This window comes from Arcobacter venerupis (assembly GCF_013201665.1).
GTDB classification, from domain to species: Bacteria; Campylobacterota; Campylobacteria; order Campylobacterales; family Arcobacteraceae; genus Aliarcobacter; species Aliarcobacter venerupis.
The window spans coordinates 1,282,065-1,306,861 of record NZ_CP053840.1 but is presented as its reverse complement, the minus strand read 5'-3'; the positions used below and the strand labels follow the sequence as shown (position 1 = coordinate 1,306,861).

The following is a 24,797-nucleotide window of genomic DNA, read 5'->3' as shown; positions in this document are numbered from 1 at the left end:
TCTTAGCTAAATTTTTAAAAATCAACAATCAAAGAAGTTAAAAATTTTCTATCTGTGTTTTCTTTATCAGTTTTGTTTGTATAATCTATACTATAACTAATTCCTAAAGAAAGATTTTGTGTCATCTTAACTCCGATTGAAGAGTCACTTGTTACGAAGTATTTATCACCATCTTCAAAAGATTTTAAATAACTAAGCATTTGTTTAAAATCAACAGTTGAACTAAATCTATATTTATAATTTAGTTCTGATTTACCAGCTAAATAGTTATCCTTCAAACCACTATTATATTTATCATAAGCATAATCCAAACCACCTTGTATATCTATAGTTTGTATTTCATCTTCAAGTAATTTATATCCAAGTCCTGGCCCAATATTTAATCTATAATCATAATCTGATAACTCATCTTTTATATAACTAATTCCCATATAAGAGTACAATTTTTCACTTAACATATGATTATAATCTAGCTCTAAATTATATTTATTTGCAGAAGTATCTTTTTCATTTTTACTATATAAAATACTTCCTTTTGCTCTTATGCTCTCTTTTTCACTAAGGGCTGCTGTTCCTTGAAGTTTAGATGAAAAAGTAGTTGTATTTGAATTTCCACTTGTTTGAACATATGATAATTCTAAATGTTTATCTACATCCAAAGCATACGACATTGTTGAGAAAATTATTAAGATACAAATTTTACTCACTATTTTTTTATTCATTCATTTTCCTGTCTAACAATTTGCCTTTTATTTGCTTTAGAAACTTCTTTTTGTGCAAAATCATAATTTTGAGGAATTATTTTTTTAAAAAACGGTGGAATTTTTCTTCCTCCAACTTTCATAACATCCTGTAAAATCGTGTTTGCTAGTAGTTCTTCATCATGTTTTGGTAACATATACTCAAATAAAAATTCCGCCATTCTATCGAGAGAAATCTTATAAGTCGATTCGCTTCTTTTATAAAGCCAAATACTTAAATCATAAAAGTTTTCATAAACTTTTCCATCTTCAAAAAGTAGTGCTGTTGTTTTTTGAAAATTCCCACTATTATAAACAATGTCCCAAAACCTAGCGAATCTTTTCATCTTTTGCATCATAGAAAAATCAATCAAATCATTTTGTAAAATATCATATGGAGGTGAATCGTTGTAAACCATTCCATAAACTTTATCATGTCTATCGAGAGTTGTTCCTGATAGTTTTTTCAATATTCCAACTTGAATTTCACCTGTTGAAAGTGTATAAAGTTGGTTTAGATTTTTTCCAAAACTCTCTATTGTTTCACTTGGAAGTCCTATGATTAAATCTATATGCATATGAGCGTGGGTTTGCGTAGATAAGAATTTTAGATTATCTTTGATTTTATCAATTTTTAGATTTCTATGAATTTCTCTTGCTACATCTAGATTTAGAGTTTGAATACCAACTTCAAGTTGTAAACATCCTGGTTTAAACTGTTTTATTAAATCTCTTAATTCTTCAGGAAAATTATCAGGAATTACCTCAAAGTGTAAGAAGTAATCTTCTTGTTTTGCTAAAAAATAGTTTAAAATTGCTTTTGCATAAGAGATTTTGATATTAAAAGTTCTATCAATAAATTTGAAGTTTCTAGCTCCTCGAATCCACAATTTTTCAAGCTCATCTAAAAAAACATTGATATCTAAATATCTCATTTTTGTCTCAATTGAAGAGAGACAAAACTCACATTCAAAAGGGCAACCACGAGCATTTTCAACATAAATATGTCTATTTTTTATATCAAAATCTGTGTAATCATCATAAGGTAAAACTATTGATTCTAAATCAACTTTTGGCGAATGTATAGTTCGTGGTTGAGTACAATTTCCATCAAGTAATTCTCTACAAAGATTGTAAAAACTAACTTCCCCTTCACCACAAACTATATAATCTGCCATATCAAAATTTACTCTAAGTGGCTGAAAACTAACCTCTGGACCACCTAAAACCACTATAGTTTGTGGTGATACTTTTTTTATTATTCGAACAAGTTCACCAATATCAAATGCATTCCAAATATATACAGCAATTCCTATAATTTTTGGTTTCTTTTCAAGTATTTGTTCTGCTATTGTTTGAACTGAAGAGTTTATAACAAACTCTAAAATTTCAGCCTCATTTTTTAGTTCTTTTAAATTTGCCAATAAATATCTCAAACCCAATGAACTATGAGAATATCTAGCATTTAATGTAGTAAGTATTATGTTTTTCATTCGCGATTGTAACACAAAGTTATTGATATTAACTTTTCATAAACCAATCTTTTATATACTAAATCTTTTATTTAAAAGGAAGATTTATGTTAAACGACACTTTTTCAAGATTTAGACTTATATCATTTATAGAAGGAATTTCTTATCTAGTTTTACTTTTTATTGCAATGCCACTTAAATATCTAGCTGGTATTCCACTTGCTGTTAAAATTGTGGGAATGGCTCATGGAGTTTTATTCATACTTTTTATTATTGCTTTATATATGGCTATGAAAAGATACCAATGGAAATTTTTAGGTTTTCAACTTTTTGTTTATTCTTTAATACCTTTTGGTTTTATTCTAATAGAAAAAGCAATAATGAAATCACCTCCTAAAAAGCTTGACTAAATGGTTTTTGAAAAAGGTTTTTTAGGAACAACTGCACCTATTTATTTGGATATAACAACTGTATATTTTGCAGTTTTACCTTTTTTCTTAGCTTTTAGTATCTATTTTGCCATTAAAAAAGAGTATGAAAAACACTTTATTTCTCAGGCTATTATTTTAGGAGTAACACTTATAATTGTAGTGATTTTTGAAATATGTATTAGAATTTCAGGTGGATTTTTAGAGTATTCAAAATATAGTAATATCTCTTTTGATTTTATGCTTGTATTTTTAACTATTCATATTTTAATAGCTATTGCCGCTGTTGGTGGTTGGTTGTTTTTATTTATCTCATCATATAAAGATTATAAAAACCACTTACTTGATGGAACAAAACATAAAAAAATAGGAAAAGCAATATTTTTTGCTTTAACTATTAGCTCTATTATGGGAGTTTTTATGTATCTATTTTTATTTGTTTTTTAAATAGTGATGTACCCTTCTAGATATAAAACTGCTTGACCTGAAATTATTACTTTTTCCTCTAAAACTTTACATTTTAGTAAGCCACCTCTTTTTGAGGCTTGGTGAGCGATTAATTCATTTTTATTTAATTTATCTGCCCAATAAGGAGCAAGTCCTGTGTGAATTGAACCAGTTACAGGATCTTCATCACCTCCATTTGCTGGCCAAAAATATCTTGAAATAAAATCATACTCTTTTGATTTTGAAGTAATAACAACATCATAAGGTGCTAGTTTTTTTAATTCTTCAAGATTTACATCTATTGAATAAATATCTTCTTCATTTGAAAAAACTGCAAAATATGCTTGTTGGTTATGTAAAACTTCATTTGGAGTTATTGATAAACCAGATAATAACTCTTTTGGAATTGAATCTATAACTTTTGGTTTTCTATTTGGAAAAGTCATTTGAATATAACCAGAATCCAATTTTTCAACACTTAAATCTCCAACTGCTTTTGCTGTAAAAATCACTTTTTCAAAAGAGGCATTTTCTTTAAATAGTACAAAAGCAGTTGCTAGTGTTGCATGACCACAAAAGTCAATTTCAGTCATTGGAGAAAACCATCTTATTTCATAAATATTTTGAGCATTTTTAAAAGCAAAAGCTGTTTCTGATAGATTATTTTCCGTTGCAATTTGTTGCATTAACTCTGTTGATAACCACTCTTCAAGAATTATAACTCCTGCATAATTTCCTTTGAATACTTTGTTTGTAAATGCATCTATTTGATATATTTTTAGTTTCATTAATAAGCCTTTAAAATCTTTTTTATTTGTTTTTTATGAACCATTTGATGAATTGCTGACATAACCAACCATTGATGTGGATTTAAACAACCAAACCAAGGATGAGAAAGGCAATTATTTATATATTTATTCTCTATGTTTCTCTCTATAAATTTTTTATAATTATTTAAAAATTTCTCATATTTTTCTACAATGTCTTCATCAATTTGTACAAATGGCTTGAAATTTTCTATTTTTACTGTAAAGTCTATTTTCTCATTTTTACTTAAACTTACAATTCCCTCTTGTAAAGTCTCTCCAACATAAAGTAAATGCCAAAGAACCATTGCAGGTGAGTAATATCTTGAGTTATCTTCAATACCAAATATTTTAGGAATTAACACTTTTTTAAACAATTTATCTTTAGGTAAATCTTTTACTAAATTTAAAATCTCTTTACCTTCATATTCAAAAAACTTCATAGCATTATCCCACGAAATAAAAGTTTTTAAAATAGGAAATCCAATATGTTTTAAAAATATTGCATCAATTTTTGGTAAACCATGCCCTGCTTTTCCCAAATTGTTTTGTATTTCTATATCTTCTTTTGTTTGCATTTTAACTCTTTTTTAATCTTTCATCCAATTTCTAATGTGAATACTTAGTAATTCTGGCTCTTCCAAAGGAATATTATGACTTGTTCCTTTTCTACTTATAATATTTATATTGTGATTTATATTTTGGAATTTTTTAAGTGATTCTTGATTTAAAAGTCTGTCACGTTCACTATAAAAAGACCAAACTTTAATATCTAAATTTATTAAATCCTCAAATAAATCTCTTCTTTTAAAAGTACTTGTTAATTGAGAAATAAAAGTCTCTTTTCCTAAATCAAAAAACATATCTTGGATTATTTTTATTAACTCAACGTCATTTTGATTTTTTTCTTCAAGCAGTGATTTTGCTTTATCATAAGGCAATCCTTCAAAACCATCTTTTTCAATAAGAACAAACTTTTGTTTTCTTCTTTGTATTTCTGCTTCTGTAGAGTTTCCAGGAGTTGATGCAACTGTAAAAAGTCGATTAACTCTGTTTGGATAAGTTATTGCAAAATATGAGGCGATATAACCTCCTAGGGAAAATCCTAAGAGATTTATTTTTTCTTCAGTAAAAAAGTTGAATAAAATATCAATTATCTCATCAAAATCTTCACTGTGAGGGATTGGAACATTTATCAATTCATATTCCTCTTTTAAAAAAGGAAGTAACCTACTCCAAAGCCTTTTATCAGTCATAAGGCCTGGAATTAAATATATTTTTTCTTTCATTTACTAAGTCTAAATAGTGGAATATCTACCATTTCAATAGGATAATTTTGTTGATCTAATTCTCCATCTTGAGGAACTATTTCAGATTGAGCATCATTATTTGAATTCTCATTTAAAGAACCAGCTCTTAAATATACAACTAAATCTTTTAAATCTTTAGTATTTATTATCAAACTCATCTCTTTATCTCCACCTTTATTCCAATTGTCATCCCAACCTTCAACTAAAAGATATGAAGCATCAACATTTTGTTCTAATCCACCATTCCAAATTTTTGTACCTGCTTCATAAAAATTTATTTCATCAAAGCTATCTGTCATTTTTTTTGTAATTCTTTTTGCATCTTTAAATTGAGGGAATGAAACAGAAATTCCACCACTTGTAACAACTTTTAGATTTGGAGTATATTTTATATCAAGTTGTAAAAGATTTTCATCTATCATTTTATATTTATAAGTTAAATCTTTTTGCGATATTTTTTTAATTGTTGAATCTTGCGTATCAGCAGTATCATCAAATACTTCATCATCATTTTGTGGAAGAGCTAATTGATTTTTCTCTAAAACTTTTTTATCATTTATGTATAAACCATCATTTTTCAAAATAGCTTCAAATCTTTTTAAATTATCACTTGCATCTGTAAAATCAATATCAGAATTCTCTCTTAGATTTAATAGAGTTTTTAAATTTTGAGCTGTTTGAAGGTCTAAATCAACAGTTAATTTTGCATTTTCAAAAATATCTGTAAAATTCTCAATTTTATCTTGTGGAATATTTTTATTTAATTTTAGGTTCAAATTAAATTTTAAAGTATCAAAAATCTTTTGAGTTTTTATAACATAACCTGAAGCCATTCCGTTTGAATCAATTGATAATCCACTTTGAATCAAAGCTTTAAGATAGTCTTCATATTTTCCAACAGCTAAATCCATTGCATATTGTTCAAGATTCTTATATGGAAAATTATTAATATTAAAAGTAAATGATGTATTTTTTAAATTTGAAATCATTCCATCAAAACTTTTTACATTAACCTCATCAAAACCAAACTCACTTTTTGTATTCATATTTACACTATCTTTTTCATAACTTGAATTAACAATGAAATTTTTCACTTCAAACATAGTATTTGCTTCGTGGAACTCTATATTTTTGATTAAAGTTTTTGAATTTTGTTTATTTACATCTATCTCATAATCCATATTTATATCATTTATAGCAAAAGAACCGTTTACATCCGAAATTTTGATTGATGAAATAGAAAGATTTTTTTCATTTCCATGAATATCTTTTGTAAGAATATTTACATTACCTTCAGGTAAAGTTGCATCTATATCAGCAATTTTGTACTCTTTTTTCTCATTTATATTAATTTGTAATTTTTTATCTTTTAGGAAATCTAAAAGCCATTTAGAATTTAAATCATTTTTTTGACTTAAGTTGTCCATAACAGTTTTTGATAAACTTGTTAAATATAAATTTATATTTGCTTTTCCTGTAAAGTTTTCTACAACAAAATCATAATCAAACTTTACACCTTTTAAAAAAAGCTCTTTTTGCTCTAAACTTAAAGTATTATAATTATTCATGAAGTTTTTTCTTAAATCTTCATCTTTTGAATAAGAAGAAAGTAAAGTAGCAACTTTATCTGGTTCAACTATTTCAATTTCACCTTTTGCACTTGTATTTATATAATTTGTTGTTTGTTCTTGTTTAACACTAAATCCATTATTATTAAGTTCTGCTTTTTTACTGCTAATTTCATCATTTATTTTTGATTGATAAACAAATAATGCAGCTACTATCATTCCTAAAATAATAATTCCTAACCAAATAATCTTTTTCATTTTGCCTCTTTTTTTTGATATTTATATTTATTGGTAAATTATACCTTGGTATTTTAACCAACCATCTTCATGTTTTTTTCTTGGATCATGATGAGTCCAATGAACAACTCCACCTTTATTATTCCACTCATATTCTCCATAAAATTCTATTGTATTACCTACTTGAATATTTTCAATTTTATTTGATAAATCAATATTATGAGCTATTAAAATAGTGAGATTTGAAGGTAATTTTACAAGAAACCTTTGATGACGGCTTCCTTGTGTATCATCTTTTAAAACTTTTATTATTTTTCCTACTCCTTGAACTTGGATATCACTTTGTTTAGTCTGATAAGCTTTGTTTATTTCAGTATTACTAGCATTAGCAACATTTAAAAATAAGCAAAAAGTAGTAAACATTATAAATAGCAATTTTTTCATTTTTTCCCTTATAAATTTGAGTTTTAAATTTTTGTTGCTTATTATATTATGTGAAGATTAAAGTAAGTTATAATTGAAAGAATTTAGAATAAGCAAAAATGCTTATTCTTAGTAAAATGTTTATATATTAAAATACATAAACAGCAGCAAACCAACCAAATAAAATTAGTGGAATGTTATAGTGTAAAAAAGTAGGAACTACTGAATCCCAAATATGGTCATGTTGTCCATCTACATTTAGTCCAGATGTGGGTCCTAAAGTTGAATCAGAAGCAGGACTTCCAGCATCTCCAAGTGCAGCAGCTGTTCCAATGATTGTAATAGTTGCCATTACTGAAAAATCTAATTGTAAACATAAAGGTGCATAAATAGTAGCTATAATTGGAATAGTTGAAAAAGATGAACCGATTCCCATAGTAATAAATAAACCTACTAATAACATCAATATAACAGCTAATGATTTATTATCTGCAATTAGTGAACTAACTGTTGTTACTAAAGTTTCTACTCCTCCTGTTGTATTTATAACACTTGCAAAACCATTTGCTGCAATCATAATAAATCCAATCATTCCCATCATTTTAAGACCTTTTGTAAAAAAGTCTTGTGTTTCATTTGCTTTTATAACACCAGCAACAATAAAAATAATAAATCCAGCAAGAGAACCTATAATAATAGAATCAGTATATAACTGTAATCCTAAAGCTGTAGCTATTGAAATAAGCGCAATAAAAATATAAAAAGGATTTATCTCTTTTTTTTGGGATTCAACTTCTAATATTTTACTTACATCATAAACTCTTTTTTTTCTATATGTAAACAAAATAGCAATAAGTAATCCAATAAACATACCAACTACAGGAATACTCATTGCAATTGGAAGTTGTGAAGAAACTGCTGCTATTCCATTTGAAGTAAGATTTTTTAATAAAATCTCATTTAGAAATATTCCACCAAAACCAAGTGGTAAAATCATATAAGTTGCAACCAAACCAAAAGTCATAACACAAGCCACAACTCTTCTATCAAGTTGTAATTGAGCCATTGAGTGAAGTAATGGTGGAATTAAAATAGGAATAAAAGCAATATGTACAGGAACTAAATTTTGTGATGAAATAGCTGCAAATAAAATAAGTGCTAACATTGTATATTTAATATAAATAAACTGCATCACAGAAGTTCCGTTATTTACTTTTTTTATAATCATATTTGATAATAAATCAGTAATTCCAGATTTTGAAATCGCAACAGCAAATGTTCCAAGCATTGCATAACTTAATGCAATTGTTGCACCATTTCCAAGACCTTTATTAAAAGCCTCTATTGTTTCATTCAATCCAAGTCCAGCACTAAGACCACCAACTATTGCCCCAATAATTAAGGCAATTACGATATTTACTCTCATAAGTGAAAGTATAACCATTAGCGTTACAGCTACGATTACAGAATTCATCTGTTTTGTCCTTTGTCACATAAAAACTATATATTTTATGTACATTAATTTTAAAATAAGGTGGAAGAATAGTTTAATGGAAGTAAAAAGAAGATAAAACGAAACATCATCTTTTAAATAAAAGATGATGTTAATAAGATTTAGTGCTTAACCTCTAGCTATTAAAACACCTAATAAAGGCATAATAAATACCAATGCAAGTTGCATTCTAAATAACATAACTATTACTTTTGGCATTTTAATAGTTTCATCTGAAGTTTTTTTATTTTTAAGAAAAAACCTTGTTGGGTAAATAGAAAGTAATATCACTAAAACAAACATTAATAGTTTTAAATGAAAAACCCAATTTGTTGAATAAAAACTAGCATCTTTACCAACAAAAATCCAAAGACTTAAACCACCGATTAAAGTAAGAATTATACTAATAATATAAATTAAATCTAAAAATGCAATTTTTTTAAATTGCTCCCTACTCACTTGAGAAGATATAATCAGATGTTGAGCAACTAAAGTTGCACTTAAACTCATAATCCCAATAAAATGTAAATATCTAAAAAATATTTCTGTCATTTGTTTTCCTATAATATATTTAAAAAGGGCATTCTAGTTAAATTGCTCTTATTTCTTCTTTTAATTATGATAAATTTGCTCATTACTATATTGATTGTGGAAATAATTAAACATGTGAGAAATTAAGTGCTTGTTATTTTTGAAAGTGTTGGTAATCTTTTATATTTTTCCAATCACCACCCCATTTCCATCCATACTTTTTAAATATTTGAACAGCTTTACTTGAAGATGTTAATACAGCTTTATTTTCAATGGAATCATCATTTGATTTTCTAATTAAATATTTTTGTGAAGCTTCATGTGAAGTTGTGCCATTTGAGTAAACATAAGGGTTTTCTAAAGGATTTAAATCAATTGCTTTACCATAAGAGTGTTTAGAATACTTTTGGCTTCCTTCTGCTTTTCTGCAATTAAAAGCTGATGTATTATCAGCTTCAATTGAAGCAAAATCATCTCCATTATATTTTTCTATAGGAATGATTTGCTTAATTGCATAGGATATTTCAAATAATTCTTTAAATATTTCAAAGACTTCAAAAGCAAGGTCTTTATGAACAATAATATCTCCCAAATAAATATTGTTATCAAAACCTAAATATTTAACATTTACTATTCGTAATTCATCCAAAGAGACTGGGCACTCTTTGTGATAAGTAAGTCCTAACATTTTATTGGCATATTTTTCATCTATTAGTTTTATATTAGAAGCATTTAAATAAGTTGAGATAAAAATAACTACTAAAAAATAAAATTTCATATTTTTTTATAAGCCTTTATAATTAACTTCTTGTTTTGCCTAAAACTTCATTTTGATAAATCAATATTCCTGCTAATATGAACACAACATTTTTTACAATATACTGCCCAACCAAAGTAAATGCATAAGGTGCTTGAGTAAATGATAACTCAGGCAAAATAAACAATGGTGCAAAAGTACAAATCATATGTCCTAAAAATACAAAAACTACATATCTTGTATAAATACCAAAAATAAATCCTAAACCAATTCCCACTTCTAAAATAGCTAAAAGTTTAATTGATACACTTGGACTAATCAATCCAAAAAATAAAATATCAATAGTTTGCGTAGCTAATGCTTCTGCTGGACTTAAACTTGGAAAAAACTTCAACATACCATACCATAAAAAAATTATCCCTAATGATAATCTAATTAACTTAATCGTCCTACTCATAAATACTCCTTTAAAAAAGGGGATTATAAAATATTATTTCTTTATTATGAATTAATAGTTATTATCATTATTGATTAATTTTTATTTATGGTCTGTAAACTTTAATATTTGTATAGTTTTCTGCATCTCTTAAAAACTGAGCATGAAGCTGACTTAAAATTCCTTTATCACAATAGAATAGATACTGTTTGTCTTGTGGAAGTTTTTTAAATTCACTTTTTAATTTGTAAAAAGGAATTTTTAGTGTTTCACAAGATGTTTCAATACAATCAGCACTTTGTCTAATATCAATAACTGTGTATTTCCCACTACTTAAATCACTTACTACTTCCATTTGTCCAATTTCACTAACATCTTGAGCGATTTCATCCACATTTACAAAAACAGATGTTCTTACAGCTTCATCTAAAACAGTATAATCAAATCTTCTAGCTTCACTAGCAATTCTGTCATAATTTCCATGAGTTACTGGATTTTTAGAAATAACTCCACAATACTCAGGCATTGATTCTGCAAATCTGCTTGTTCCAATATTATTTGCAATTTCGATAATATCAGGTTTACTCATCATTGCAAGTGGTCTTAATACAAGTTTATTTGTAGCTTGGTCAATTAAAGCTAAGTTTCTTAAAGTTTGACTTGAAACTTGTGCAACACTTTCACCTGTTACGAGCGCATCAATTTTCATAGTATCAGCTATTTTTTCAGAAGCTATTAACATAAGTCTTTTTAACATAACTCCCATATATGGTTCACTCACACTTTTGAAGATTTCAGTTACAACATCATCAAAAGGAACAGAAATAAACTGAACTCTATGAGAAGCTCCAAATTTATTCCATAAATAATAAGCTACTTGTTTTACACCAATTTCATGTGCAATTCCACCAAGATTAAAGAAAATAAAGTGAGTTTTTATTCCTCTTTTCATAGTTAAATATGAAGCAACAGTTGAGTCAAATCCACCAGACATAAGAGATAAAATACTTCCTTGACTTCCTATTGGAAAACCACCCATTCCCATGTGCTTGTGAGTGATTATATTTAATTGAGCAAATACAAGTTCAATATTTATTGTAACTTCTGCATTTTTTAAAGCAACACCTTTTGTGTCATTCATTGCTAACATATATCCACCAACAGTTTGTTCAACTTGAGTTGATTTGAACTCTTGAGTTCCTGTTCTTTTACATCTGATTACAAAAGATTTACCTTGTATTTCATGTGCCATCATTTCATTTACTTTTACTTTGATGTCATCTAAAGTATTCATATTATCAAATTGCATAGCTTCTAATATTTGTTGAATCCCTGGTGTATCAAGAAGTTTCATTCTTACAATATCAGCTACTTCAACAGGACATACTACTTCTATCTTATCAAAAAACTTTTTTATAGTTATATCACTTGAAATTTTTGATAAAAGATTTACTAAGTTATTATAAACTTGAGAAATCATCTGTCTTTTTGCTGTTGAGCCTTTTATCATTATTTCAGTGAAATACTTGATTATAAATTTTTGAGTTTTGATCTCGTGGTTATTCATTATTGCAAAGCCTTGTGTGTTTAATTAATCGCGATTATAACATAAGAGTGCTTTTATCCTAGTTTTTGCTTAAAATCTAGGCTTTTTTATTTTTCTCTATAATATTTTTAGACATAATACGCACTCATTTTTACCAAAGGCTTAATTTATGCAAGAGAACCAATACGAAAAAATAAGACTATTATTTCTAAAACTTATTGAAGAGACAAAAGAACTAAGTGAAACAGAATTTGAAAAAGTTTTAATTCAAGTTTTCAAAGAAAACAACTCATTCTCTCCTGAAATAAAAGAAAGATTAGTTATTGATATAGCTAAGATGAGAGAAAAAATAGTAAAAATTTCAAATTTATAAAAAGGGAAAAATATGGATATTGATAATTTAGAAGATTTAGCAAAAGAGTTAAAAAACGATGAAAATGCACATGTAATTGCACTTTTTGAAGAGTATGCTAAAACTCATAATATTACAGAAGAAAAACTAGAACAAACATTATCAAAAGAACACGACTGTTTTAAATGTGAAAGTTGCCACAAATTTTATTGTTATGATGAATACTCATTTTTTGATGAAAAGTGTATCTACTGTTGTGATACAGATGATGAAGATGGAGAAGAGTTTTAATTTTTGTGAGTAGATAAAAATCTACTCATAGTGTTTCCACATTCGATAAACTCTGATAACTTTTTGTTCTTCAAAAATTTCATAAACCAATCGATGTTGTTTATTTATTCTTCGACTAATAAGACCTTGCATATCACCTTTTAAATATTCATATTCAGGAGGATATTGAAGTGGATTTTTTTGAATAATTTCTAAAAGTTGCATAGCTTTTTCTTTTAATCCACTTGAAGATAAATTTTTAGCATCTTTTTGAGCTTGAGACATAAAAATAAGTTGATACATCTTACCACTTTAAATTATCTAAAGTTACACCATTTTCAATAGATTCAATTCTTGCTTCTTGAATACTCTTAACCATTCCATCTATACTTCTTAAATATTCATCATCACTTTGATATTCTGTCTGTTCTAATATTTTTATTTCATTTTTCGAAAAATGTTCTAAAAGCCATAAAAATTTATCATTTACAGCATCTTCAATCTTTAAAGTTATTGTTTTCATAAAATAATTCCTAATAAATTAAATATCAATGATTGTAACATATTTTCTTTTATAAAAAATCATTCTTAAATTTAACTTTTTTTATTTTACTTCTCCCAATATAATATATTTACGCTTTTCATTTTCAAATAAATATAAAAATCCACTTTTAGAATTAACACATTTATTTGGTAGGAAATTATCTGGAAGTTTTATCTTTGAATTTGATATGGAAGAAAAAATATCTATTTCTCCACGATTAAATTCAAATAATTCTATATTATTATCAATTGACATTACAAAAGCCCAATTTTTTTCATCTCCAACATAAGATATTTTTTTCAAATAACTATTCATTTGATTTATTTCGTTTGAATTTTCATCATTGTCAATATTAGATTCATAAGGATTTATTACACATATTCTATTATAATCTTTGTTTATTAAGTTTGTAAATTTAATTAAACTATTATCTTTCCATTTATTCAACAATTCTATTTGTAATTGATTTTCCATTTTAAAAACTAAATTTCTTGCTAGGATAATTAAAATTAAGATAATCAAAATACTCTTTAAAATCTTTACTACCTTATTATTTTTAAACATTTGTTAATACTTTATTTTTTGATTTTATTATACTTAATAAAAGTTTTTCATTCTATAAAAATATTTTTTATTACAATTTGCAATAAAATCAAGTCAAAAAAGAATTCTTTACTATAATTCATTTATATTTAAAATGAGTAAGGAATAAAATGAATATTTGTGGAATTGAATTAAAAGCTAATAATGCTCTTTTAGTTGTATTAAAAAATAACGAATATATAGATAGCAAAATTAAAAAAATTATAATTGAAGATGATGAAAAACAAGAAGATATTAGAAAATTTTGCAATGAGTTTTTAGACTTCTTACAAAAAAATGAGATTGAAAAAATCTTCATAAAAAAACGAGCAAAAAAAGGGAACTTTTCAGGTGGTGCAGTTACTTTCAAAATGGAAGGCTTAATCCAACTAAATCCACTTTGCTCGGTGGAATTAATATCAGCTCAAACTGTCCGCACCTTTGAAAAGAAAAATCAGATTCAATTTCCAAAAGAACTAAATAAATACCAAGAACAAGCATATCTTACAGCACTTTGTAATCTATAAAATAGAATGATATAATAAAATAAAATTTAAAGAGGTGATTATATGAGAGTAATTTGTCCTAGTTGTTTGAGTATAAACAATGTACCTAAAAAAGATTCTTATTTAAAAGCAAATTGTGGAAAATGTAAAGAGTCACTTTTAGATAACAAACCTATAAATCTAACAAGTGCAAACTTTGATGAAGTTGTTGTAAATAGTGAGATTCCTGTGATTGTAGATTTTTGGGCACCTTGGTGTGGACCTTGTAAAATGTTTGCACCAATATTTAATGAAACATCAAAAAAATATCCACTAAAAGCAGTTTTTGCAAAAGTTGATACGGAGCTTGAACAAACTTTAGGTAGTAAATATCACATTATGTCGATTCCAACTTTGATTGTTTATAAAAATGGTGTTGAAGTAAAAAGAGTAAGTGGAGCTTTAGATCCATTAAGATTATCAAATTTAGTAAATGAATTTATTTAAAATAGAAGTTAAGCATTTATAAAGATGCTTAACTTGCAAACCTTTTTAAAACTCTTTTATATCTGTTTTCACTATTACATTGAATAAGTAACATATCGTTTTCTTTTAAAATTGAAGAACCTGTTGGTTTTATATAATCTTTTTCTCGTTTTATCAAAAGAATTAAAAAATCTGTTGGTAAATCTAACTCAACAATACTTAATCCAATAGCTGGTGAATTTTCTTCAATATAAAACTGCTTTAATGTATGATAAAAAAGTGGAGAAGCAATAATATCTTCAGGTTTAAAATCTTTACTTTTTGATTCAACATTTAACCATTTAGCAACAAGTGGAAGTGTTGTTCCTTGTATTAAAATAGAAAACAATACTATAAAAAACACAATATTAAAAATCAAATTTGACTTTTCAAATCCTTGTAAATATGGATACGTTGCCAAAATAATAGGAACAGCACCTCTTAATCCAACCCATGAAATAAAAGTTTTTTCTTTTATCGTAAAAGAGCTAAACATTGTACTTAAAAAAACTCCAGCTGGTCTGGCAACAAACATAAGCCAAAAAGCAATTATTAAACCTGATAATGCAACATCTGGAAGTTCAGAGGGGAAAACAAGAAGTCCAAGAGCAAGAAAGACTGTAATTTGCATAATCCATGATAAACCTTCATGGAAACCAATTAAATTTTTCTTATGTACAAATTCTTTTGTATTTGCAACAATACCAGCAACATAAACAGCTAAAAAACCATTCCCTCCAAGCATTGATGAACCTGCAAATAAAAGTAAAATCCACCCAATAGTAAATACAGGATAAAGTCCATAAAAACTAAGATGTATTCTATTTAGAATTTGAGGTAATAAATATCCAAAAGCAAAACCTAAAGCTCCACCAATAATAAATTGTAAGAAAAATTTAAAAATCCATTCATATACAGAAGAACTTTCAGGTAATAATAAAATTTGTAAAATTGCAACTGTTAAGAAAATTGCCATAGGGTCATTACTACCTGATTCTAATTCTAGAAGAGGAGTGAGTTTTTTCTTTAGTGAAATACCTTTTGCTCTAAGTATTGCAAAAACAGCTGCTGCATCAGTTGATGAAATAATTGCACCTAATAACAAAGATTCTAAAAAAGTAAAATCAAGAATATAGTATACACATAAAGCTACAAAAAATGCGGTTAATAACACTCCTAAAGTAGCTAAAATTAAACCATCTTTTAAAACAGGCTTGATTGCTTTCCAAGCTGTATCTAAACCACCACCAAATAGAATAAAAATCAATGCTAAAGTTCCAATATTCTGTGCTAATTCAACATTATCAAAATGTATTCCTAAAATTCCATCAGAACCAGCAAGCATACCTAAACCTAAAAAAATAAATAACGATGGAATACCAAAATTTGTTGATAATTTACTAGCTAATACACTCAAAAGCATCAAAAAAGCTGTAATTAATAGATATAGTTCAATTGATTCCATAAAATCCTTCTCAAATTTAATAAATAATTGCGATTATATCTTAAAATATTTAAAGCAAATTAATAATCGATATTATAATTCTCTTATGCTAGAATAGATAATATATAAAATAGGAGTATAAAATGACAAAAAATAAAATCTTGTTTGCAACTGATTTTTCGCAAAAAAGTTTTAAAATTATTGAAAATATTTTAAACTACATTCAACACAGTGAAAATGAACTTTATATTATTCATGTAATAGAAAATAAATTACTTCAAGAAAAAGTTAATAAAGACATTACTAAAAATAAAGGGTTTAAAATACTTAAAAAATATTTTCCTATTTTAGAAGAAAAACAATTTTTTTGTGTTGAGGGAAATGTTGAAGAACAAGTTGCATATCATGTGGATAAATTGTCTATTTCATTAGTTATTTTGGGATATAGCAAAAAAAATGATTTTATAAGTAGATTTTTTGAAAGTTCAAATACAAAAGATATTGTTAGAAATTTAAATACTCTTAGTTTAATAATGAAATCTAAAAAAAATATTTGTTTTAATAATATTTTAATTCCTACAGATTTATCAGTGGAATCAAAAGAATACATAACTGAAGTATCTAAATTATTTCCTGATGCCAAAATAAAGATTTATTATTCTTACTTATTACCTATTGAAAGAAGATTAAATTTTTATAGTTTTGAACAAGAAGAAACAAGTGACTTTCAAAAAGAAGCAAAAGAAAATTTATTAAAAGAAGCATATGATTTTTATAATTCATTAGAAATTAAAAATAATAAAAGATTTATAATAAGAGAAACTGCATTAAGTGTAGAAAATTTTATTAAAGATACAAAAGATATAAAAACTGATTTAATTGCTGTTCATACCACAGGTTTTTTTAGTTTTTTTGCATTTTATTTAGTAGAACACTCAAAAATAAATATTTTAATTAAGAAAATAAATTAAATTTATTTTCTTAATTATTTAACTACTATTTTTTTACCTTATAAAAGAATATCAATATAATAATTTTTAGTCTAAGCTGTCTTCATCAATTCTATAAATAATCACATCTTTTGATGAATGTTCTAGTAAATCAAAAGAGAAAATACTAAGACTTGTTCCAACTGAAAGACTTAATAAATCAATTGTTTTATACTCAATAGATTCTTCAACCATCGTTTTTATATCTAAATATTTTTTTGCTTTAGTAAATACTTTTATATCAGAATTAAGTTCTAATTTTTCTATAAATTTATTTAAATTTTCTTCAGCTTCTTGTGCATAAAAATCTACAAAATCATTTGCTTCTTCATCGTCAAAACCATATAATTTAACTCTGTCTTCAAAAAATGCTTTATAATAATGTTCAATATGAAAATTTGCTTCTGGGAATATTGATACTAAATATTTAATATTACTTTTTGATGCTTTAGATAAATCTGTTGGGATTAAAATATTTTTATAAATAGGTTTATCTTCTGTTTTAATTACTAAAACAGGAATATTTAATTTTCTTATTATTGAACTTAAATTAGAACCATTAAAAATATCTTCTATAAAAGTTCTTTCTCTTTTAAATCCTACAATTACTAAAGATATATTATTTTTTAATATATGATCTTTTACAATTTCAATAAAATTCCCACATTTACAAAAAATATTTGCTTTATCTTTATAAATAGCACTTAAAATTGATTTACTTTTATCTAAAGAACACTCTGTTTTTTCTTTAAAAAATTTTAGAAAAGATTCATCTTCTACATGAAGCACATCAATTTCTCTTTCATAATTATTTGCAAATGATATAGCTTTTTGTGCAACTGTCTCAGTAAATTCTCTAAGGTCACTTAAAACTAAGATTCTATTTTTATTCATAATGTACTCCTTATTTATAATTTATAATTGTTATTACATTGATTGTACATTCTGTAAACTTAATTCAATTTGAAAAATTATGATTATTTAGTTATTAGTAAATTTTTGTTCTTTATTGAAGAAATTATATTATAAGAAGGAAAGAAAAGGTATTTAGTAGTTTTATAATAAATTTTTGATTAAAAAATAAAACAGACTTAAAGTATAAGTCTGCATATTTTATAACATTGTTAATTTATCTTCTTTAGTTGTAATCATACATAAGAACTCATAACCGCTACCATAACAAGCATCATATCTATGAGCTACTCCAGCTGGAATATAAATAAAATCTCCAGCTTTTGCGTGATACTCTTCATCACCAACTATTACTTTTGCTTCACCTTTTAAAACATATTGTTGATGTTGAATTTCATTTATATGATTTGGCATAGAACCATCAATAGCTAGAGTCACTTTTCTAACAATAAAATCTTTATCTTCTTTTGGAGTTAAAACTGCAATTGATGCATCTACAGTTTTTGGAATACAGTTTGATTCATAAACATCTGAATTATTACAATATTTGTTCATATTTTTTCTCTTTTAATAAAATTAGTTGTGAAATAATGCCATAAATTAACTCAATTTTTAATACAGTAATATGTCAATACTATCTTGACATATTTCCTATATAATTTGTCATATAAAATTTTAGGAGCTAAAATGATTGGAAAAGTAGTTATCGGCACTGTTCTTGTAGCCGTAGCAATACAATTTATTCCTTATGGAAAAACATATACAAACCCACCAGTTGTTGCTGAACCAACTTGGGATTCACCACGAACAAAAGAGCTTTTTAATAATGCCTGTGCGAATTGTCACTCAAATCAAACAATTTATCCTTGGTATAGCAAAGTTGCTCCTGTTTCATGGTTAGTTGCTAATGATGTTGATGAGGGAAGAGAACATTTTAATGTTTCTACTTGGGGCTTCCAGAAAAAAAATAAAGGCGATGAAGCAGCAAAAGAGTTAAAAGGTGGAGATATGCCACCATGGTTCTATTTACCAACTCATCCAGAAGCTAAACTTACAGAATCTCAAACTCAAGAGTTAATAACTGGTTTAGAAAAAACTTTTGGAAAAGAAGAAGGTGAAGGAAATGAAGGTAAAGAAGAGAAATAAAATATTTTCTTCTTTACTAAATTTTAGTTAAATTAACACTTTTCAATTACATTTTGTATATTGTTACTGTAATTACAAAGTTTTGAAGTAATCATTTTAACTGCTTCTTTTGGAGCAGTTTTTGATGCATATTCTACTATTAATAAATGTTAAAACTTATAAGTAAAATTAACTAGATATGTTCTCTCTAGTCCAGCTGTAACTCTTCCACCATAATAATCTAATCTTTCATAATAATCTCTATCAGTTAAATTTTTAACAACTAAAGATGTTTCATATGATTTATGAGCATATGCAATTTTTGCATCATATGTATGATAACCTGGCACTTCATATTTATTTGTACCATCTAGCATTGTCTCTGATTGTGCATAAATTCCAGCCCCTGCACTAAATCCTTTAAAAATAGGCTCGCTAAATTTATAATTTGCCCAAATTCTACCTGAATGTTCAGGAACTCCACCAAGTTTATTACCATCAAGTATTGTACTTGATGCATCTTTTGTATATTCTGCATGTGTATTTGTATAATTACTTAATAGACTGAAGTTTGTTGTTGGTTGCCAAACTAAATCTAATTCTACTCCTTTACTTTCTTCTTCTCCATTTGGTATAGTTGTTAATCCATTAGTAGCAGGATTTGCAACACTAATATTTTTTCTTTCTATTTTAAATGCAGCCAAAGAACCTGATAATTGACTATCTGCATCAAATTTAACACCTGCTTCATATTGTGTAGATTCCATAGGTTTTGGAGCACTCTCATAATTAGACCAACCAGGAGCTTTCATTCCCTCACTATAGCTTGTAAATAGTGTAATATTATCATTTATATCGTATGCTATTCCACCTTGCAATAATAATTTTGTTTTATCTGTTGTATTATCACCACCCCAGTTATCCTCAAAATCTACAACAAGTTTTGATAATTTTGTACCAGCTAATAAATGTAATCTATCAAAAAAAGTTTGTTGAATTTGTGTATATACACTTGATGTTTTATTATTAACTTCACCAGACCAAATATCTCTATTTTCATCAGTATAAGGAATAGAATATATTGGATTTGTTAAATCAACAGATTGTATACCAGAAGCCATCCCCATATTATCCATAAATCCTTTATCATCTAAAGTGCTCGTTTCAGCTCCAAAAATTAATTTAGTATTAGTAGAAAATTCTCCTTTTACATCAGCATTTAAACTTCTACTTTGTTGTTCTTGAAACATTCTTGTATTTAAAAGCATAAAAGTTGAACCCATCATTGGTTCATTACCTAGATTTAATTGAATTCTTTCATCAAATTCGCTGTTAGCAGCATAGGCTTTTGTACTTATAGACCAAATATCATTAAATTCATGCTCCACATTTGCAACAATACTATCAAGGGAAGATGTTGAATCAGGTACATTATTATCACCTATAAATAAATTTCTATCAATTTTAAAATCTCCAGCAATTGTTCCAACAGCTGGTAAACCTTGATAATCTTGACCTTCCCATCTTGAAGTTTTTCCTTGTAATGTTACAGTTGTATCATCTTTTATTTTTAATTTAACTGTTGGATTAACATTATAATTATTTCTTTCAATTACATCATTTTGACTTTCACTTTTTGTATATTCTCCTGTAACTCTTACTAATACTGATTCATTTACAGGTTGATTAACATCAAATGATGGTTTAACTAAATTATTACTTCCAATAGTAGTTCCTAATTGGGTAAAGGGTGTACTCTCTGGCATTTTTGATATAAGATTTACAGAACCACCAACTGGAGTTCCTGAATTACCACCATAAAGAATAGCATTAGGACCTTTTAATACTTCAATTCTTTCTATATTAATTGTACTTTCTCTATCTCCCATATTGTAAACTAAAGTTGAACCATCTTGTAATTGTTCCGCTGCAAACCCACGAACTAATGTACTATCCCATCCTGGAGTAGTTAATGGATTATTAGATACAACTCCACTTGAATTATGTAATGCTTCGCTAATTGATTGGACACCTTGATCATTCATAACTTCACTATTTATTACTTGAACAGATTTTGGTATTTGTTTTAATGGTGTTCTAGTTTTTGTAGCACTATCAGCTGTTATAGATTCATAACCTCTTGTAATTCCTGCTGTTGTTTCAGTTGGACTATTTGTAGTAACTAAAATATTTTCTAATATAATTGTATCTTGAGCAAAAAGACATGAACACAATGATATAGAGAAATAAATTTTTTTCATTTATATTTTTCCTGTAAGTTGATTTATTTAAATCTAACATACAGTTGTTAATTTTTTGTTAATTAATATTACATAGATTTAGGGAATTATTTTAGAAAATTAAGAGAGTTTCTAAGTAATAAAATTCCCTTTAAAATTAAAATACAAAAGAAATATCAACAATTCCAATATTATAAATTTCAATTTTTACACCATCACTATCAACTACACCATAAGAAATAATTAGTTCATTTGGATTTTCTATAGTTTGATTCTCTTCTACAAATTTTACATATTTATCGTAATCAATAATGCTATAAATAAATTTTGCTTTATCTTTAAATTTTTCATTATTTATATATCTTACATAAACTTCTTTGTATGTTGTTTCATCATATTTATCATAGAAATTCTTTTTATACATCAACTCACAATAAGCAGCTTTTTTAAAATTACTTGTTGAATATTCTAAATAATCATCAGCTATTATATTTTGTAAATCTTCGTGGATTTCAAAAAGATTATATTTTTTATAGCCGTTTTCATCTGATATTAGAGCAGTTGTTTTTATCATATCTTTTCCTATTTTTTATTTGAATTCTATCATATATATATTTACAGTAATTCTCCTGATTTTATTTGTATAATACTTAATAATATTAAATATAATTATATTAGTATAATTTTATGGCGAATTTCATAGATTTTTTATTACTATATTTTTATTGTATTTTTAAAAAAAATTATTTTTTCATAGATGGCCTATTACAAAGCTAATAAGAATATTTTTATAACATTTTGTATAATACATAATAATGTTTAAGATATAAATTTTGTATAATATTAATATTTTAAAAAAGATGGATTTTTATATGGATTATTGGAAAAATTAGATTTGGTGGTAAATTTGCCCTACACTGATTCCACCATCGTTTAGTGGAATATCTTTGTTGTAATAAAATTCCCTACCCTGCTCGTGGAATTTATTAATTAAAATTTCAAGAAGTGTTCTGTTTTGAAAAACTCCACCACCTAAAATAATAGGTAAATCTTTGTGAGAATTTGAAATATCTAAAATAATTTGCACTAAAGTATTTATAAATTTTGAGCAAATTTGTTTTTTATCTTTTTCTAAAATCATCTGTTTTATCATTGAAGATAATTGTATTTTATTATCAATTATTTCATAAGGGTAAAATTGAGTTATAGATTCATCATAATTTTGCTCTATTTGTAAGCCAGTTTCACCCTCATAGCTTTGAATATGTAAAATATCAGATAATGATGCAACTGCATCAAATAAACGCCCTACAGAGCTTGTAAGAGGTGAATTTAAAGCTTTTTGCCACATAGTGTGAAGCATTTTTATTTCACTATGTGTAAAAGCTTTTACACATGCTATTTCAAGAGTTAATATTTCATCTAAGCAAAAAGTATCAAAAAGAAGACTTAAAGCCACTCTTTTTGGCTCAAGAACTGCTTTTTCACCGCCTAAAAGTCTAAAATATTCAAAATGATTTACTCTTTTGTATTCACTTTTTGAAGCTGTAAAAACCTCTCCACCCCAAATATTACCATCATCCCCATATCCTGTTCCATCAAAAATAAAAGCTAATACCTCTTTGTTTAACTTATACTCAGCCATCACAGATAAAACATGAGCATAATGGTGTTGGATTTGAATTAATTCGATCTTTGGATTTGATTGTTTTAGTTTTAGTGCAAACTTTGTAGATTCATAATTTGGATGTTTATCACAAACTATTATTTCAGGTTCAAAATCATAAAATCTTTTAAAAGTATTTATAGTTCTCTCAAAATATTCTAAAGAGTTTAAAGAGTTTAAATCTCCAATATATGGTGATAAAATTAAATTATTTTTAAAATAAATGCTTATCGTAGATTTTTGATTAGCACCAAGTGAGAGTATCTTTTTTTCACTCTTATTTTCGAAGTTTAAAGCAGTTGGAGCATAACCTCTTGCATTTCTAAGCTTTACAATATCATTAGTTATAACTTGTATAACTGAATCATCACTTGCATTTAGTATATCCCTATTAAAATCTAAGACAAAATCAACTACATTTGATAGTTTTTCTATGATTTCATCTTTTGAAACAATAATGGGTTCACCCTTTAAATTTGCACTTGTTGCAACTATTGGATTATTTAAATATCTAAAAAGCAAATGATGCAATGGTGTATAAGCAATAAAGCACCCCAAATGATTAATATTTGGGGCTATTTTGTTTGATAAATGAAAGTTTTTTCTTTTTTTAACTAAAACTATTGGTTTGTTTATTGAAGTTAAAATTTCTTCTTCTTTTGAACTCAAATTTGTATAATTTTTAATATCCTTTATATCTTTAAACATTACGGCAAAAGGCTTATTTAGTCGGTTCTTTCTAATTCTTAGTTCTTCTAGGGTTTTATCATTTTTTGCATCACAAACAAGATGAAAACCACCCATTCCTTTTAGGGCTATTATATGCCCTTCATTAATTAAATCTGCTACTTGTTTTATAGCTATAATATTTGTAGATAAAAACTCATTATTTTTGTTATACAAAGTTACATTTGGACCACATTTTTCACAAGCAACTGGTTGAGCATGGTATCTTCTATTTGTTGGATCTTCATACTCTTTTTTACAATCTTCACATAATTCAAAAGATGCCATTGAAGTATTTATTCTATCATAAGGAACTGTTTTTATTATTGAGTATCTTGGACCACAATTTGTACAATTTGTTAAAGCATAATTATACCTAAAGTTATATACATCATTAATATCATTGATGCAATCATCACAAATTGCAATATCAGCAGAAATGATAGTTGATTTATTATTTGAGTTTGTACTTTGTATTATTTCAAAAGTTTTATACTCTTTTATTTTAGTTATTTTTTCTATATTTATAGAGTTGATTTTTGATAAAATAGGAGGGTTTGATTTTAGGTCATTTATAAATTTTTGTATATTTTCTTCTTTTGCATATAAAAGAATATTTACACCTTTTTCATCATTATTAACCCAACCTTTTATCTCATATTTTATTGCTAAATTATATATAAAAGGACGAAATCCAACCCCTTGAACGATACCTGTAATTTCTATTTTATAATTTGTCATTAC

At 26.2% G+C, this 24,797-nt stretch carries 29 protein-coding genes; 8 read left to right on the top strand and 21 right to left on the bottom strand.

Features of this window, described 5'->3' with window-relative positions; translation table 11 throughout:
• Positions 1-14: 14 nt before the first annotated feature.
• Together AVENP_RS06455 and AVENP_RS06450 are read right to left on the bottom strand one after the other, a co-directional pair.
• Positions 15-722 (bottom strand): DUF481 domain-containing protein, encoded by a 708-nt coding sequence (locus AVENP_RS06455; RefSeq protein WP_128358745.1) that lies wholly within the window; start codon positions 720-722, stop codon positions 15-17.
• Positions 719-2,233: a B12-binding domain-containing radical SAM protein gene (locus AVENP_RS06450; RefSeq protein ID WP_128358744.1), complete on the bottom strand. Its 1,515-nt coding sequence runs from the start codon at positions 2,231-2,233 to the stop codon at positions 719-721. Before AVENP_RS06450 ends, AVENP_RS06455 begins: the two co-directional genes overlap by 4 nt.
• Positions 2,234-2,319: 86 nt before the next feature.
• On the opposite strand from AVENP_RS06450, the gene AVENP_RS06445 reads away from it, so the two are divergent.
• Together AVENP_RS06445 and AVENP_RS06440 are read left to right on the top strand one after the other, a co-directional pair.
• On the top strand, positions 2,320-2,622 hold the full coding sequence (locus tag AVENP_RS06445) for a DUF3817 domain-containing protein (RefSeq protein WP_128358743.1): 303 nt from the start codon (positions 2,320-2,322) through the stop codon (positions 2,620-2,622).
• Positions 2,623-3,087 (top strand): DUF420 domain-containing protein, encoded by a 465-nt coding sequence (locus tag AVENP_RS06440; protein ID WP_128358742.1) that lies wholly within the window; start codon positions 2,623-2,625, stop codon positions 3,085-3,087.
• On the opposite strand, the gene AVENP_RS06435 is transcribed toward AVENP_RS06440, so the two are convergent.
• The 10 genes from AVENP_RS06435 to thiI form a co-directional block, all read right to left on the bottom strand.
• Positions 3,084-3,875 carry a PhzF family phenazine biosynthesis protein gene (locus AVENP_RS06435; RefSeq protein WP_128358741.1) on the bottom strand — a complete coding sequence of 264 codons (792 nt, stop codon included), beginning with the start codon at positions 3,873-3,875 and terminating at the stop codon, positions 3,084-3,086. The genes AVENP_RS06440 and AVENP_RS06435 overlap by 4 nt on opposite strands.
• Positions 3,875-4,471: a hypothetical protein gene (locus AVENP_RS06430; RefSeq protein WP_128358740.1), complete on the bottom strand. Its 597-nt coding sequence runs from the start codon at positions 4,469-4,471 to the stop codon at positions 3,875-3,877. Before AVENP_RS06430 ends, AVENP_RS06435 begins: the two co-directional genes overlap by 1 nt.
• Positions 4,472-4,483: 12 nt before the next feature.
• Entirely contained in the window at positions 4,484-5,182 is a 699-nt protein-coding gene (locus tag AVENP_RS06425; RefSeq protein WP_128358739.1) for an alpha/beta fold hydrolase, read from the bottom strand.
• Positions 5,179-7,029 carry a YdgA family protein gene (locus tag AVENP_RS06420; protein WP_128358738.1) on the bottom strand — a complete coding sequence of 617 codons (1,851 nt, stop codon included), beginning with the start codon at positions 7,027-7,029 and terminating at the stop codon, positions 5,179-5,181. The genes AVENP_RS06425 and AVENP_RS06420 overlap by 4 nt, the downstream gene beginning before the upstream one ends.
• 27 nt (positions 7,030-7,056) lie before the next feature.
• Positions 7,057-7,452 carry a DUF3465 domain-containing protein gene (locus AVENP_RS06415; RefSeq protein WP_128358737.1) on the bottom strand — a complete coding sequence of 132 codons (396 nt, stop codon included), beginning with the start codon at positions 7,450-7,452 and terminating at the stop codon, positions 7,057-7,059.
• A gap of 127 nt (positions 7,453-7,579) precedes the next feature.
• Positions 7,580-8,905: a Na+/H+ antiporter family protein gene (locus tag AVENP_RS06410; RefSeq protein ID WP_128358736.1), complete on the bottom strand. Its 1,326-nt coding sequence runs from the start codon at positions 8,903-8,905 to the stop codon at positions 7,580-7,582.
• A gap of 147 nt (positions 8,906-9,052) precedes the next feature.
• Positions 9,053-9,475, bottom strand: coding sequence for a DUF2214 family protein (locus AVENP_RS06405; protein ID WP_128358735.1), 423 nt, complete (start codon positions 9,473-9,475; stop codon positions 9,053-9,055).
• A gap of 133 nt (positions 9,476-9,608) precedes the next feature.
• The gene (locus tag AVENP_RS06400; protein ID WP_228201864.1) at positions 9,609-10,232 is read right to left on the bottom strand and encodes a M15 family metallopeptidase; all 624 of its coding nucleotides are present in this window, start codon (positions 10,230-10,232) and stop codon (positions 9,609-9,611) included.
• A gap of 22 nt (positions 10,233-10,254) precedes the next feature.
• The gene (locus AVENP_RS06395) at positions 10,255-10,668 is read right to left on the bottom strand and encodes a DoxX family protein (protein ID WP_128358734.1); all 414 of its coding nucleotides are present in this window, start codon (positions 10,666-10,668) and stop codon (positions 10,255-10,257) included.
• Positions 10,669-10,753: 85 nt separating this feature from the next.
• Entirely contained in the window at positions 10,754-12,214 is a 1,461-nt protein-coding gene (thiI, locus tag AVENP_RS06390; protein WP_128358733.1) for a tRNA uracil 4-sulfurtransferase ThiI, read from the bottom strand.
• Positions 12,215-12,362: 148 nt separating this feature from the next.
• Here thiI and AVENP_RS06385 point away from each other — a divergent pair, with 148 nt between their 5' ends.
• Together AVENP_RS06385 and AVENP_RS06380 are read left to right on the top strand one after the other, a co-directional pair.
• Positions 12,363-12,566 carry a hypothetical protein gene (locus AVENP_RS06385; protein WP_128358732.1) on the top strand — a complete coding sequence of 68 codons (204 nt, stop codon included), beginning with the start codon at positions 12,363-12,365 and terminating at the stop codon, positions 12,564-12,566.
• 12 nt (positions 12,567-12,578) lie between these two features.
• Positions 12,579-12,836 (top strand): hypothetical protein, encoded by a 258-nt coding sequence (locus AVENP_RS06380; RefSeq protein ID WP_128358731.1) that lies wholly within the window; start codon positions 12,579-12,581, stop codon positions 12,834-12,836.
• 21 nt (positions 12,837-12,857) lie between these two features.
• Here the strand turns inward: AVENP_RS06380 and AVENP_RS06375 are convergent, their stop codons facing one another.
• From AVENP_RS06375 to AVENP_RS06365, 3 genes are all read right to left on the bottom strand, one after another.
• A complete protein-coding gene (locus tag AVENP_RS06375; protein WP_128358730.1) occupies positions 12,858-13,118 on the bottom strand; it encodes a Txe/YoeB family addiction module toxin in 261 nt (86 codons plus the stop codon).
• A gap of 1 nt (position 13,119) precedes the next feature.
• On the bottom strand, positions 13,120-13,338 hold the full coding sequence (locus AVENP_RS06370) for a hypothetical protein (protein WP_128358729.1): 219 nt from the start codon (positions 13,336-13,338) through the stop codon (positions 13,120-13,122).
• Between the two features lie 81 nt (positions 13,339-13,419).
• Complete coding sequence (locus AVENP_RS06365; RefSeq protein WP_128358728.1) at positions 13,420-13,881, bottom strand: hypothetical protein; 462 nt, start codon at positions 13,879-13,881, stop codon at positions 13,420-13,422.
• 191 nt (positions 13,882-14,072) lie between these two features.
• Between AVENP_RS06365 and AVENP_RS06360 the strand changes: the two genes are divergently transcribed.
• Both AVENP_RS06360 and trxC read left to right on the top strand, forming a co-directional pair.
• Entirely contained in the window at positions 14,073-14,468 is a 396-nt protein-coding gene (locus AVENP_RS06360; RefSeq protein WP_128358727.1) for a DUF3010 family protein, read from the top strand.
• A gap of 42 nt (positions 14,469-14,510) precedes the next feature.
• A complete protein-coding gene (gene trxC / locus AVENP_RS06355) occupies positions 14,511-14,933 on the top strand; it encodes a thioredoxin TrxC (RefSeq protein ID WP_128358726.1) in 423 nt (140 codons plus the stop codon).
• Positions 14,934-14,961: 28 nt separating this feature from the next.
• Here trxC and AVENP_RS06350 read toward each other — a convergent pair whose 3' ends face one another.
• Complete coding sequence (locus tag AVENP_RS06350) at positions 14,962-16,416, bottom strand: potassium/proton antiporter (RefSeq protein ID WP_128358725.1); 1,455 nt, start codon at positions 16,414-16,416, stop codon at positions 14,962-14,964.
• A 122-nt stretch (positions 16,417-16,538) separates the two neighbouring features.
• On the opposite strand from AVENP_RS06350, the gene AVENP_RS06345 reads away from it, so the two are divergent.
• Positions 16,539-17,366, top strand: a complete 828-nt coding sequence (locus AVENP_RS06345; protein WP_128358724.1) for a universal stress protein — start codon at positions 16,539-16,541, stop codon at positions 17,364-17,366.
• A 66-nt stretch (positions 17,367-17,432) separates the two neighbouring features.
• On the opposite strand, the gene AVENP_RS06340 is transcribed toward AVENP_RS06345, so the two are convergent.
• The gene (locus AVENP_RS06340; RefSeq protein ID WP_128358723.1) at positions 17,433-18,278 is read right to left on the bottom strand and encodes a universal stress protein; all 846 of its coding nucleotides are present in this window, start codon (positions 18,276-18,278) and stop codon (positions 17,433-17,435) included.
• 219 nt (positions 18,279-18,497) lie between these two features.
• Positions 18,498-18,851, bottom strand: a complete 354-nt coding sequence (locus AVENP_RS06335) for a cupin domain-containing protein (RefSeq protein WP_128358722.1) — start codon at positions 18,849-18,851, stop codon at positions 18,498-18,500.
• 132 nt (positions 18,852-18,983) lie between these two features.
• On the opposite strand from AVENP_RS06335, the gene AVENP_RS06330 reads away from it, so the two are divergent.
• Positions 18,984-19,442, top strand: coding sequence for a heme-binding domain-containing protein (locus AVENP_RS06330; RefSeq protein WP_128358721.1), 459 nt, complete (start codon positions 18,984-18,986; stop codon positions 19,440-19,442).
• A gap of 149 nt (positions 19,443-19,591) precedes the next feature.
• Here AVENP_RS06330 and AVENP_RS06325 read toward each other — a convergent pair whose 3' ends face one another.
• The 3 genes from AVENP_RS06325 to hypF all read right to left on the bottom strand — a co-directional run bounded on the left by AVENP_RS06325 (position 19,592) and on the right by hypF (position 24,794).
• Positions 19,592-21,682, bottom strand: coding sequence for a TonB-dependent siderophore receptor (locus AVENP_RS06325; RefSeq protein WP_128358720.1), 2,091 nt, complete (start codon positions 21,680-21,682; stop codon positions 19,592-19,594).
• Between the two features lie 136 nt (positions 21,683-21,818).
• Positions 21,819-22,235 (bottom strand): hypothetical protein, encoded by a 417-nt coding sequence (locus AVENP_RS06320; protein ID WP_128358719.1) that lies wholly within the window; start codon positions 22,233-22,235, stop codon positions 21,819-21,821.
• 315 nt (positions 22,236-22,550) lie between these two features.
• Entirely contained in the window at positions 22,551-24,794 is a 2,244-nt protein-coding gene (gene hypF, locus AVENP_RS06315) for a carbamoyltransferase HypF (RefSeq protein WP_128358718.1), read from the bottom strand.
• Between the last annotated feature and the right edge of the window lie 3 nt (positions 24,795-24,797).

What these genes read in the sequence shown, in the direction of transcription:
- AVENP_RS06455 (WP_128358745.1), bottom strand. Translation starts at nt 722, where the DNA reads ATGAATAAAAAAATAGTGAGTAAAATTTGTATCTTAATAATTTTCTCA.
- AVENP_RS06450 (WP_128358744.1), bottom strand. Translation starts at nt 2,233, where the DNA reads ATGAAAAACATAATACTTACTACATTAAATGCTAGATATTCTCATAGT.
- AVENP_RS06445 (WP_128358743.1), top strand. Translation starts at nt 2,320, where the DNA reads ATGTTAAACGACACTTTTTCAAGATTTAGACTTATATCATTTATAGAA.
- AVENP_RS06440 (WP_128358742.1), top strand. Translation starts at nt 2,623, where the DNA reads ATGGTTTTTGAAAAAGGTTTTTTAGGAACAACTGCACCTATTTATTTG.
- AVENP_RS06435 (WP_128358741.1), bottom strand. Translation starts at nt 3,875, where the DNA reads ATGAAACTAAAAATATATCAAATAGATGCATTTACAAACAAAGTATTC.
- AVENP_RS06430 (WP_128358740.1), bottom strand. Translation starts at nt 4,471, where the DNA reads ATGCAAACAAAAGAAGATATAGAAATACAAAACAATTTGGGAAAAGCA.
- AVENP_RS06425 (WP_128358739.1), bottom strand. Translation starts at nt 5,182, where the DNA reads ATGAAAGAAAAAATATATTTAATTCCAGGCCTTATGACTGATAAAAGG.
- AVENP_RS06420 (WP_128358738.1), bottom strand. Translation starts at nt 7,029, where the DNA reads ATGAAAAAGATTATTTGGTTAGGAATTATTATTTTAGGAATGATAGTA.
- AVENP_RS06415 (WP_128358737.1), bottom strand. Translation starts at nt 7,452, where the DNA reads ATGAAAAAATTGCTATTTATAATGTTTACTACTTTTTGCTTATTTTTA.
- AVENP_RS06410 (WP_128358736.1), bottom strand. Translation starts at nt 8,905, where the DNA reads ATGAATTCTGTAATCGTAGCTGTAACGCTAATGGTTATACTTTCACTT.
- AVENP_RS06405 (WP_128358735.1), bottom strand. Translation starts at nt 9,475, where the DNA reads ATGACAGAAATATTTTTTAGATATTTACATTTTATTGGGATTATGAGT.
- AVENP_RS06400 (WP_228201864.1), bottom strand. Translation starts at nt 10,232, where the DNA reads ATGAAATTTTATTTTTTAGTAGTTATTTTTATCTCAACTTATTTAAAT.
- AVENP_RS06395 (WP_128358734.1), bottom strand. Translation starts at nt 10,668, where the DNA reads ATGAGTAGGACGATTAAGTTAATTAGATTATCATTAGGGATAATTTTT.
- thiI (WP_128358733.1), bottom strand. Translation starts at nt 12,214, where the DNA reads ATGAATAACCACGAGATCAAAACTCAAAAATTTATAATCAAGTATTTC.
- AVENP_RS06385 (WP_128358732.1), top strand. Translation starts at nt 12,363, where the DNA reads ATGCAAGAGAACCAATACGAAAAAATAAGACTATTATTTCTAAAACTT.
- AVENP_RS06380 (WP_128358731.1), top strand. Translation starts at nt 12,579, where the DNA reads ATGGATATTGATAATTTAGAAGATTTAGCAAAAGAGTTAAAAAACGAT.
- AVENP_RS06375 (WP_128358730.1), bottom strand. Translation starts at nt 13,118, where the DNA reads ATGTATCAACTTATTTTTATGTCTCAAGCTCAAAAAGATGCTAAAAAT.
- AVENP_RS06370 (WP_128358729.1), bottom strand. Translation starts at nt 13,338, where the DNA reads ATGAAAACAATAACTTTAAAGATTGAAGATGCTGTAAATGATAAATTT.
- AVENP_RS06360 (WP_128358727.1), top strand. Translation starts at nt 14,073, where the DNA reads ATGAATATTTGTGGAATTGAATTAAAAGCTAATAATGCTCTTTTAGTT.
- trxC (WP_128358726.1), top strand. Translation starts at nt 14,511, where the DNA reads ATGAGAGTAATTTGTCCTAGTTGTTTGAGTATAAACAATGTACCTAAA.
- AVENP_RS06350 (WP_128358725.1), bottom strand. Translation starts at nt 16,416, where the DNA reads ATGGAATCAATTGAACTATATCTATTAATTACAGCTTTTTTGATGCTT.
- AVENP_RS06345 (WP_128358724.1), top strand. Translation starts at nt 16,539, where the DNA reads ATGACAAAAAATAAAATCTTGTTTGCAACTGATTTTTCGCAAAAAAGT.
- AVENP_RS06340 (WP_128358723.1), bottom strand. Translation starts at nt 18,278, where the DNA reads ATGAATAAAAATAGAATCTTAGTTTTAAGTGACCTTAGAGAATTTACT.
- AVENP_RS06335 (WP_128358722.1), bottom strand. Translation starts at nt 18,851, where the DNA reads ATGAACAAATATTGTAATAATTCAGATGTTTATGAATCAAACTGTATT.
- AVENP_RS06330 (WP_128358721.1), top strand. Translation starts at nt 18,984, where the DNA reads ATGATTGGAAAAGTAGTTATCGGCACTGTTCTTGTAGCCGTAGCAATA.
- AVENP_RS06325 (WP_128358720.1), bottom strand. Translation starts at nt 21,682, where the DNA reads ATGAAAAAAATTTATTTCTCTATATCATTGTGTTCATGTCTTTTTGCT.
- AVENP_RS06320 (WP_128358719.1), bottom strand. Translation starts at nt 22,235, where the DNA reads ATGATAAAAACAACTGCTCTAATATCAGATGAAAACGGCTATAAAAAA.
- hypF (WP_128358718.1), bottom strand. Translation starts at nt 24,794, where the DNA reads ATGACAAATTATAAAATAGAAATTACAGGTATCGTTCAAGGGGTTGGA.